Source organism: Quadrisphaera sp. RL12-1S (genome assembly GCF_014270065.1).
Classification (GTDB): Bacteria; Actinomycetota; Actinomycetes; order Actinomycetales; family Quadrisphaeraceae; genus Quadrisphaera.
In genome coordinates, this window is the sequence record NZ_JACNME010000005.1 from 350906 (window position 1) to 360738 (window position 9833).

The following is a 9833-nucleotide window of genomic DNA, read 5'->3' on the forward strand; positions in this document are numbered from 1 at the left end:
CGGCGGGCGCTCAGTCCGAGGGGCTCGCGCTCGCCGTCGCCGCTGAGACCGCCGCTGACGACGACGAGGACGCCGACGACGACGTCGCCGGCTGGTCGGTGCCCGAGGCGGGGGCGGACAGGGCGGTGACGCCGCTGCCGGGGGCCGTGCCGCCGGTCGAGGCGGAGGCACCGAGGGTGGCCGCGGAGCCGCGGCCCTCGGTCTCGGACGCCGCTCCGGCGGCCCCATCGGCAGTGCTGCCGGTGCCGCCGGCGCTTCCGGCGCCGCCCGGGCTCGCCGTGGAGCTGGCCGAGCCGGACGGCGAGGCGCCGGGGCGGCTGGCGCCGGAACCGGCCGAGGGCGCGGCACCGGAGCTGGAGGAGCCTGCGCCGGTGAGACCGGCGGAGCCCGAGCCCGGGGCGCCCGTGGAGGCGCCGCCGGTGCCGCCCTGGGACTGCGTCGAGGAGGGGTCGGCCGTGGCGCTGGTGCTGCTGGCGCCGCTCTGCCCGTCACCGCCGAGGCCCGTGGCCGGGCCGCCGGGGAGGGGGACGGGGGCGTCCAGGCGCGGCAGGCCCGGGGTCCCGTCGTCCACCAGCGCGGCCCTGTCCGAGGCGGCCACGCGGTAGCCGCTGGGCTCCTTGAGGACGCCGGCGCCGGGCAGGATCGCGCCCTCGGGGTTGTCCGGCCGGGTGGCCAGCGGCGGCAGAGCGGTCACGAGGCGCGACAGCCGCGCCTGCTGGGCGCGGCTGAACGGCCCCGTCGCCCGGGACGCGGTCGTGGCCACGGCGGCGCCCCCGCTGCCGGCCACGGCCCCGCTGACGTCGGTGCCGCTGCTGGCGTCCTGCGCCGCGGTGGTGGTGTCCGAGCCCGTGGAGCCGGCGCCGTCGGGCAGGCCCCCCAGGGAGATGGTGAGGGTGGCGGCCACGAGCAGCCCGGCCACGCCGAGGGCCACGCCCTCCGCGGGGTGCGCCAGGCGGAGGCCGGAGCCTCGCTTCGCCCGTCGACCCACCGTGCTCCTCCGCCTCGGGACCCCGCGCAGCAGCGGTCGCTGTGGCGGCCCGCGACCCACGGTAGCCACGGGTGGGGCCCACTTCTGGGACTTCGCGGGATCGGGGCCGGTCGCGTCGGAGTGTCGCTGTGGCTAGCGTGACCAGGGCTTCTCCCGCGGAAGCCGTCGAACAGACCCTGAACAACCCGGAGGCCCTCCGTGCGCAGCCCCGTCCTGCCGTCCCACCTGCCGGCCCGCCTCGCCAGCGGCGCGTACATCCTCAACTCGGGGCTGTCCAAGCGGAACGCGCCACAGGAGGTGGCCGAGGGTCTGCACGGCTTCGCCGCCACCGCCTACCCGTTCCTGGCGCAGGTGGAGCCGAAGCGGTTCGTCAAGGCCCTGTCCACCGCCGAGATCGTCCTGGGCTCGGCGCTGCTGCTGCCGTTCGTGCCCACCGGGCTCGTCGCCACCGGGCTGGCCGCGTTCAGCGGCGGGCTGCTGGGGCTGTACCTGCGGGTGCCGGGCATGCGCGAGCCCGGCAGCCTGCGGTGGACCGAGCAGGGCCAGGCCATCGCCAAGGACGTCTTCCTGGCCGGCATCGCCGGCACCCTCCTGGCGGACTCCGCTCGACGTGCGAAGGACGCGGGCTGACACCACGATCAGGAGCACACCGACGGAAGGAGTGCGCATGTCCGCCATCGACAAGGTCAAGAACGCCGCCCAGGAGGCCGCCGGCAAGGTCAAGGAGGCCGTGGGCGACAAGACCGACAACCGCGACCTGCAGGCCGAGGGCCAGCGCGACCAGGCCTCCGCTGACCTCAAGCAGCGTGGCGAGCACGTCAAGGACGCGTTCAAGGGCTGACCACCCGCACTCCCGCTGACGGGGCGCCCACCGGACCGGTGGGCGCCCCGTCGCGCTGCGGCCCCCCTGCCCTGCGAGGGTGGTGCGGTGACGTCATGGATGACGACCCCGATCACCCCCGACCTCGTGCGCGGCGCGCTCGACCTGGTGCGCACCGACCGGGGGCTGCTGCCGCAGCGCCTGCCGGCCCGGGCCCGGGCGCAGGTGCCGGACGAGCAGACGGCGATGGCGGTGGCCCAGCCGTCGGGGGTGCGGCTGGTGCTGCGCACCGCGGCCACCCAGCTCGAGCTGGACGTGGTGCGCACCACCAACAGCTACCCGGGGGTGCCGCCCCGGCCCGACGGCGTCTACGACGCCCTGGTGGACGGCGTGCTCGTGGAGCGGGCCACGGCCTCGGGCGGGGACGTCCTGGAGATCGACCTCGCCACCGGCGCGCGCACGCTGCGCCGCGGCCCGGTGGGCACCGTGAGGTTCCGCCACCTCCCGCCGGGCGAGAAGCACCTGGAGGTGTGGCTCCCCCACACCGAGATCACCACCCTGGTGGCGCTGCGCGCCGACGCGCCCGTCGCCCCGGTCCCGCCGGAGCCGGCCCACGACGAGGACGACGACGGCGGGCGCCCGCGGCGGCGCACGTGGGTGCACCACGGCAGCTCCATCAGCCACGGCTCGGGCGCTGACAGCCCCAGCACCACCTGGCCGGCGCTGGCCGCGGCGCTGGGCGGGGTGGAGCTGGTGAACCTCGGGTTCGGCGGCAGCGCCCTGCTCGACCCGTTCACGGCGCGGGCGGTGCGCGACACCTCGGCGGACCTGGTGAGCCTCAAGGTGGGCATCAACGTGGTCAACGGGGACGTCATGCGCCGGCGCGCCTTCGGACCGGCGCTGCACGGCTTCCTCGACACCGTCCGCGAGGGCCACCCGGACGCACCGCTCGTGGTGGTCACCGCGCTGGCCTGCCCCGTCCACGAGGACGTGCCCGGCCCGTCCGCGCCCGTCATGACCGACGGCGGCGTCCGCTTCGCCGCCACCGGGGACCCCGCCGACGTCGCCGCCGGGCGCCTGTCGCTGCGGGCCACGCGGGAGGTGGTCACCGAGGTCGTCCGGGCCCGGCAGGGAGACGACCCGCACCTGCACCTGCTCGACGGCCTGGAGCTGTACGGCCTGGCGGACGCCGAGGAGCACCCCCTGCCCGACGACCTGCACCCCGACGCCACCACCCACCGGCTGGTGGCGGAGCGGTTCGCCCGGTGGGCGTTCGCCGCGGGCGCCCCCTTCGCCGTCCGCTGAGCGGTCACACCTCGATGCGGCTGCCCATCACCACGGTGCGCGCCGAGGGCAGGTCGAACGCGCGCGCGGCGTCGGTGGTGAGCCGGGAGGTGGCGGTGAACAGGCCGCGCTGCCAGTGCGGTAGGTGCACCTGGGGCGCGCCGTCGCCGTCGCCGTCGTCGTCCCCGGAGGCCCGGCGCAGCTCGATGGTGGACAGGAACCACGAGGCGCCGTCGAGGTCGAGGTCGAGGCCCTCGCGCTCGGCCAGCGCCTCGAGCGCGTCGGGCACGTCGGTGCGCTGCATGTAGCCGAAGCGCAGCACCACCTGGACGGGGTCTCCGGGGTCGCCCGGCTCGGCGGGCTCAGCGGCCTCGGCGGCGCCGTCGTCGCCGTCGGAGGTGGGGCGGAGCACCCGCGCCACCTCCTCCAGCGGCACGTACGGGGACTGCGTGGTCTCCACCGCCACGAGCACCACCCGCTCGTGCAGCACGTGGAGGTGCTCGACGGTGGCGCGCATGGCCAGTGGCGCGGTGCTCGTGCCGTCCTCGGAGGCGCGGTTGAGGTAGATGGCGGTGCCGGGGACGCGGGCGACGTCGTCGGCGTGGACCTGGGCGAGCAGGGCCGACAGGGGCCCCTCCTGGCGGGTGCGCAGCCGCGTGACCACCGCGCGGCCCCGGGCCCAGGTCATCATCACCGTGAAGAGCGCGGCCCCGATGACCAGCGGCACCCACGCGCCGTGGGAGAGCTTGCTCAGGCCGGCGCCGAGGAACAGCAGCACGAACAGCGCCATGGCGCCGCCGCCGAGGAGGACGACGGGGCGGGGCCAGGACCACTGGTGCGCCGCCACCACGGTGATGATCGAGGTGGTGATGAGGATGGTGCCGGTCACGGCCATCCCGTAGGCGAACGCCAGCGCCGCGGAGTGCTCGAAGGTCGCCACCAGCACCACCACGGCCACCATGAGCGCCCAGTTCACCCACGGCACGTACACCTGGCCGATGGTGTGCGCCGAGGTGTGGGTGATGCGCAGCCGGGGCAGGTAGCCCAGCCGCACGGCCTGCCGCACCGCGGAGAAGGCGCCGGTGATGACCGCCTGGGAGGCGATGACCGTGGCGGCGGTGGCCAGCACGACCAGCGGCACCAGCGCCCACGACGGCACCGACAGGAAGAACGGCGCCGTGACGGGGCCCTTCGCGGACAGGTCGCCCAGGAGCAGCGCGCCCTGCCCGGCGTAGGAGAGCAGCAGCGCCGGGTAGACGAGGAACAGCCAGGCGCGGGTGATGGCGGGGCGCCCGAAGTGGCCGAGGTCGGCGTAGAGGGCCTCGGCGCCGGTGACCGACAGGACCACGGTGGCGAGGGCGAAGAAGGCGATCCCCGGCTCGGAGACGAAGAAGCCGACGGCGTAGGTGGGCGACAGGGCCCGCAGCACCGAGGGGTCGCCCAGCACCTGCGCCAGGCCGGCGACGCCGATGACGGTGAACCACAGCGCCATGACGGGCCCGAAGGCCCCGCCCACCTTGGCCGTGCCGAAGCGCTGCACCGCGAAGAGCACGACGACGATCACCAGCGTGATCGGCACCACGAACGGCGCGAAGCCGGGGTTGATGACCTCCACGCCCTCGACGGCGGACAGCACGGACACCGCGGGGGTGATCATGCTGTCGGCCAGGAACAGGGAGGCGCCCGCGATGCCGGCGGCCGTGAGGCCCGCCACGAGGCGCGGGGACAGCCGGGTGCCGTCGCGGCCGCGGCGTCCGAGCAGGGTGATGAGCGACATCAGGCCGCCCTCGCCGTGGTTGTCGGCGCGCAGGACCACGCCCACGTAGAGCACCGTCACCACGAGCGTCACCGACCAGAAGACCATCGAGACCAGGCCGAGCACGTTGTCGGCCGTCAGCGGCACCGGGTGCGGGTCGTCCGGGCTGAAGAGCGTCTGGACGGTGTAGATCGGGCTGGTGCCGATGTCCCCGAAGACCACGCCGAGCGCCCCGAGCAGCAGGGCGGAGCGGCCGGGCCCGTGGGGCTGGCCGGCGGGGCGGCCGTGGGCGGTGGCGCGGTCGGTGCCGGCCGGGGTCGGCGCCGGCGCGGTCTCGGCCGTGGCGGGGGTGGTCACAACGCCACAGTCAACCCCCTCGCCGAGATCGCGCACGCCGGCCCTGACGCTCTCCTGACGCCCTCCCCGCTCCTGCGGCCCCCGGGTGTCGCTCGCTCGGACCAGAGGTCACACGAGGGCGCTGGCCAGCCGGGCCAGCCCGTCGGCGGTCCGGGCCACCAGGTCCCGCCGGCCCCACTCGGCGGCCGTCAGCTCGCGGCTGCGGGAGCGGTACAGGTCCTCCACCGCGCGCAGCTGGCGCGAGAAGTCGGTGCCGCGGACCAGCACCGTCACCTCGAGGTTGAGCTCGAAGGAGCGCATGTCGAGGTTGGAGGAGCCGATGACGGCCACCTCCTCGTCCACGCTGAGCGTCTTGGCGTGCAGCACGAACGGCGGCGGGTACATGAAGATCCGCACGCCCGAGCGCAGCAGCGCGTCGTAGTAGGAGCGCTGCGCGTGGTGGACCAGGGCCTGGTCGCCCCGCTCGGAGACGAACAGCTGCACGTCCAGGCCCCGCTCGGCGGCGCTGCGCAGGGCCAGCAGCAGCGACTCGTCGGGCACGAAGTACGGGCTCACCACCACCGCGCGCTCCTGGGCGGCGTGCAGCAGCGAGACGAACAGGCGCAGGTTGTTCTCCTGCTCGTAGCCGGGCCCGCTGGGCACCACCTGCGCCTGCAGCTCCCGCGTGGGGTCGGGCGCGGGCGGGACGTCGCTGCGCAGCCGGTCGTCGAGGAGCTCACCGGTCTCGGAGAACCAGTCGGCCACGAAGACGGCGTCCAGCGCGGTGACCACCGGGCCCTCGAAGCGCGCCATGACGTCCACCCACCGGCGGCCCTTCTTGCGGTTGCTGCGCTTGCCGTAGGCCGGGTCCACCACGTTCTGGCTGCCGCTGAAGGCCACGGCGCCGTCCACCACGAGCAGCTTGCGGTGGTTGCGCAGGTCCACCCGCAGCACCTCGCGGGTGGTGGGGAACACCGGCAGCACCCGCCGCCACAGCACGCCGGAGGCCTCCAGCCGGCGCACCATCCGCCGGTAGCCCTTGACGCGCAGGCTGGCCAGGTGGTCGAAGAGCACCCGCACCACCACGCCGCGGGCCGCCGCCCGCTCCAGCGCGCCGAAGAACGGCTCCGTGGTCTCGTCCAGGGCCAGGATGTAGAACTCCGCGTGCACGGAGTGCTGGGCGGCCTCCACCTCCGCCGTCATCGCCCACAGCGACCCGACGTAGTCCTCCAGCAGGTCGGCGGTGTTGCCCGACAGCACCGGCATGGCCCCCAGGCGCCGGTTCATGGCGTGGATGGTGCGCAGCACCGGCAGCTGCTCGTCCTCGGGGGTGAGGTGCACCGGGCGGCGGGTGGTGGTCCGCTCGAGCACCAGCGCGTCGAAGCGCCGCTGCTTCTCGCGCCGCGCGCGCGGCAGCTTGGGGCTGCCGATCACGAGGAAGGCCAGCAGCCCCAGGTAGGGGATGAGGACGACGGCGAGCACCCAGCCGAGCGCCGCCGAGGGCCGCCGGTCGTTGGCGATCACAGCCGCCACCACCAGCCCCACGAGCACGCCCACCAGCACGACCAGCCACACCGCCCACTCAGGCAGGGAGTCGGGCAGGACGTCCGAGATCGGCAGCACCCGACCACTCCACCGCACGCGGGGCTCCGGCGCGCGTGGACCCCGCTCGCGTGGGCCGGCCGGGGGGCAGGTCACGGGTCGGGTGTCGGTCCGCGCGCCGCGGCGCGGCGCGCCCTGCGACCCGCGCATCATGGTGGTCCGGCGGGACGGTCCGCCGCCAGGGCAGGACGATGGGGGTCGCCGTGCTCAACCCAGACCGCTGCGCATCCGTGCGCAGCTTCCGCCAGCAGTGCGAGCTCGGGGTGCTCCACGACGGCGACCACGTCCACGGCACGACGTCGTGGCCGCGCAGCGCCCGCGAGAGCGCCTCCTACCAGCGCCGCCTGGCGCAGGTGAGGCAGCTGCGCGACCGCGCGCTGCAGCTGCGCCGCGAGCGCTGACGGCGCCGGGGAGCCCGGCCCAGGCGCCGCCGCGGCTCTCGTCCCCGGTGGGTCGGGAGCCTCCCTCAGGTGTGCGACCAGACGAGCTGCTCAGGGCGCAGGTGCGGGAGGGCACCCCGCGAGCTGCGCGGGTACTCCGCGGGCGTCATGTCGCAGCTGCGCGCGAACGCCCGTGCCGTGGTCGTGGCGTCCGAGGACCCGGCGGCGTCGGCGATGTCACCGATCGCGAGTCGACTCTCGGCGAGCAGGCGCTCGACGCGCTCGATCTGTGCCGACCGCATCACCGTCGCTGGTCCCGGCCCGGTCTCAGCGACGACGGCGTGCACCGTGCGCACCGAGACGCTCATCGCCGCCGCCAGGTGCGTGACCTCGCCTGCCCCGCCGTCGACGACCGCACCGACCGGCGTCCGGCCAGCGGGTGGGCACGCAGCGCCGACCATGACCGAGGGCCTCAGGCGTCGGCCACCGCGCGTGAGGCGAGAGCGGCGCGGGCCTCCTCCACGGACGTGACGACCACGATGGGAGCCCCGGTGGCATCCACGCTGCGCTGCATCTGCATCGCGGCGACGGCGCTGTCCAGGACGATGGCACACGCACCCATCTGCCGGCCGAAGGCCGCCGTCATGAACTCCTCGACCACCGCGGTCACGTCGGGGGAGGTGGGTGCGAAGCCGCGGTCGTCCGCGACCAGGGTCCACCCCGGACGGGCGGACGCGATGAAGGCGGTGAACTCCTTCAGGGCACCCTTGGCGAAGTCCACCGTCCAGCCTCCGCTGCAGATGATCTCGCCGCTGTTGCGCGCCGTGTCCCACGACTGGCGGTACACCGGTGCGGCGCCGTCACTGGGAGGCAGCTGGACCCCGGCGACGACGTCCTGCAGGGCAGCGACGACCGACGTCAGCTCTGCCACGGCGCGGTGGTTGAGACCGGCCGCTGTCCGGGTGGTCGCCGTCTGCTGCTCCAGGTCTGCAGTCGCGCGAGCGATCGCGCTCGCCTGCTGGGAGACCAGGGCGGTGGTCGCGTTGACCTCGGCCAGGGTCATGGACTGCTCCTCGACCGCGGCAGCGATGGACTGCTGGAAGGCCGCGATGCGCTCGACCACGTCGCTGACAGCCTTGATGGAGTGCACCGCCTTGACGGAGTCGTCCTGGATCTGCGCCACGGTGCTGCTGATCTCTTCGGTGGCCTTGGCCGTCTCGCGGGCGAGGTCCTTGACCTCGGAAGCGACGACGGCGAAGCCCTTGCCCGACTCCCCGGCGCGAGCGGCCTCGATGGTGGCGTTCAGAGCCAGGAGGTTCGTCTGCTCAGCGATCGCGGAGATGGTGGCCACCACGTCGCCGATGCGAGCGGATGACGCGTCCAGCACTGTCATGATCCCGGAAGCCGCGGTGACGGCGACCACGCCGTCACGTGCGGCGCCTGCGGCGTCCTCAGCGTTGTGAGCGATCTCAGCGATCGCCTGCTGGAGCTGGCCACCGGCGGAAGCCATGACGGCGGCCTTCTCGGAGACGTCGCTCGCGGATCGGGCGATGGTGGCCACGTTGGTGGCAGCCTGGTTGACCTTCGCGTCGATGGTCCGCCCGGAATGGGTCATCTCCTCGCCAGCGATGCTGAGCAGCGCCGCGTGCCCGCCGAGCGGGCGCAGCTTGTCCACCAGGTCACGCGGAGCACCCACGGCGGTGAGGTCTCCACGGCTGAGGGCCTCAGTGAGTTCGTCGCGGACGCGCTCCTGTGCCTGCCAGCGGCTGCCGCAGCGCAGCACCAGCACGCCGTTGAGAGCCGCGGCGAGAACAGCGACCACGGACACCAGGGCCGCTCCCGGGCCCCACACCGACACCAGCCACAGCGCCATGGGGGTTGCGGCGACGACGAGCGCCGCCCCGCGTCCAGTCCTCGCAAGACCCGACATCATCTGCTCCTCAGCTCATCACCCGGTCGTTGGCCGTCTCTCTCGCTCACGTCCTTCGGCGTCCTCGGCCTGGAACTTGACCGGCGGTGCTGGTTCTCCTGTCGTCCGTCGATGACCAGTCGTCCGGGCGGGCGGTGTCCTCCTGCCCCGCCAGCCGTTGCTCTGCACCGGCAGCGACGAGCCACGCCGGCGGCGGCGCACCCTTCGGTCACGTCCCCCGCGGTGGTGCAGATCGTCCTCACCGTGCGGGGTCAGCTGGGCGGGCGCCGAGCGGGTGGACCGCACTGACCGACCACCTGCGCCGGGGCGGCTGCAGCGACGAGGTGCTCATCGCCTCCGGGCTGAGCCGGCGTGCACCGACGGGCGCAGACAGCCGCACGCCGAAGCACCTCGACAGCCCGGCGTCGGCCGTCTGCGACGAGTCCACCTCGCAACGCTGCCGTGGCTGATCGCCTCATCGCAGTCTCGCCGTGCGCGCTCCCGGCGCCTGGTCGAGGTCATCGTCAGCACCACTGCGGGTGCCGTCGTCCGACAGCGGAGACCAGTGAGGACGACGCGAGGACGAGCCGGTGACCTGCGGAGGCATCTCCGCAGGTCACCGGCCGTCCTACGGGCGAGCCAGCCTGTACGCCGGGTCCTGTCCCCGCGGCCGGCGAACCGGTCGCGGGGGGCGGCCATCCATCTCGGGACGGCGTTGCCGCCGTCCTCATCGCTCCCGTCCCACGAGGGGCCGGGCG

General features: G+C 74.6%; 9 protein-coding genes. 4 read left to right on the plus strand and 5 right to left on the minus strand.

From position 1 onward, the window contains the following. Positions 1–10: 10 nt before the first annotated feature. Complete coding sequence (locus H7K62_RS12550; protein WP_186718589.1) at positions 11–988, minus strand: hypothetical protein; 978 nt, start codon at positions 986–988, stop codon at positions 11–13. A gap of 198 nt (positions 989–1186) precedes the next feature. Here H7K62_RS12550 and H7K62_RS12555 point away from each other — a divergent pair, with 198 nt between their 5' ends. The 3 genes from H7K62_RS12555 (at position 1187) to H7K62_RS12565 (ending at position 3113) form a co-directional block, all read left to right on the plus strand. Then, entirely contained in the window at positions 1187–1618 is a 432-nt protein-coding gene (locus H7K62_RS12555; RefSeq protein ID WP_186718591.1) for a hypothetical protein, read from the plus strand. Between the two features lie 37 nt (positions 1619–1655). Next, a complete protein-coding gene (locus H7K62_RS12560; RefSeq protein WP_186718593.1) occupies positions 1656–1829 on the plus strand; it encodes a CsbD family protein in 174 nt (57 codons plus the stop codon). Positions 1830–1928: 99 nt separating this feature from the next. After that, positions 1929–3113, plus strand: coding sequence for a GDSL-type esterase/lipase family protein (locus H7K62_RS12565; RefSeq protein ID WP_186718595.1), 1185 nt, complete (start codon positions 1929–1931; stop codon positions 3111–3113). A gap of 4 nt (positions 3114–3117) precedes the next feature. Here the strand turns inward: H7K62_RS12565 and H7K62_RS12570 are convergent, their stop codons facing one another. After that, positions 3118–5205, minus strand: a complete 2088-nt coding sequence (locus tag H7K62_RS12570) for a potassium transporter Kup (protein WP_186718596.1) — start codon at positions 5203–5205, stop codon at positions 3118–3120. 108 nt (positions 5206–5313) lie between these two features. Continuing rightward, positions 5314–6807 (minus strand): cardiolipin synthase, encoded by a 1494-nt coding sequence (gene cls, locus H7K62_RS12575; RefSeq protein ID WP_222437497.1) that lies wholly within the window; start codon positions 6805–6807, stop codon positions 5314–5316. Between the two features lie 182 nt (positions 6808–6989). Here cls and H7K62_RS12580 point away from each other — a divergent pair, with 182 nt between their 5' ends. Then, a complete protein-coding gene (locus H7K62_RS12580) occupies positions 6990–7187 on the plus strand; it encodes a hypothetical protein (protein WP_186718598.1) in 198 nt (65 codons plus the stop codon). A 65-nt stretch (positions 7188–7252) separates the two neighbouring features. On the opposite strand, the gene H7K62_RS12585 is transcribed toward H7K62_RS12580, so the two are convergent. Next, positions 7253–7534, minus strand: coding sequence for a helix-turn-helix domain-containing protein (locus tag H7K62_RS12585; protein WP_186718600.1), 282 nt, complete (start codon positions 7532–7534; stop codon positions 7253–7255). A gap of 104 nt (positions 7535–7638) precedes the next feature. Further along, entirely contained in the window at positions 7639–9096 is a 1458-nt protein-coding gene (locus tag H7K62_RS12590; RefSeq protein WP_255480133.1) for a methyl-accepting chemotaxis protein, read from the minus strand. Between the last annotated feature and the right edge of the window lie 737 nt (positions 9097–9833).

What these genes read in the sequence shown, in the direction of transcription:
- H7K62_RS12585 (WP_186718600.1), bottom strand. Translation starts at nt 7,534, where the DNA reads ATGAGCGTCTCGGTGCGCACGGTGCACGCCGTCGTCGCTGAGACCGGG.
- H7K62_RS12590 (WP_255480133.1), bottom strand. Translation starts at nt 9,096, where the DNA reads ATGTCGGGTCTTGCGAGGACTGGACGCGGGGCGGCGCTCGTCGTCGCC.
- H7K62_RS12560 (WP_186718593.1), top strand. Translation starts at nt 1,656, where the DNA reads ATGTCCGCCATCGACAAGGTCAAGAACGCCGCCCAGGAGGCCGCCGGC.
- H7K62_RS12565 (WP_186718595.1), top strand. Translation starts at nt 1,929, where the DNA reads ATGACGACCCCGATCACCCCCGACCTCGTGCGCGGCGCGCTCGACCTG.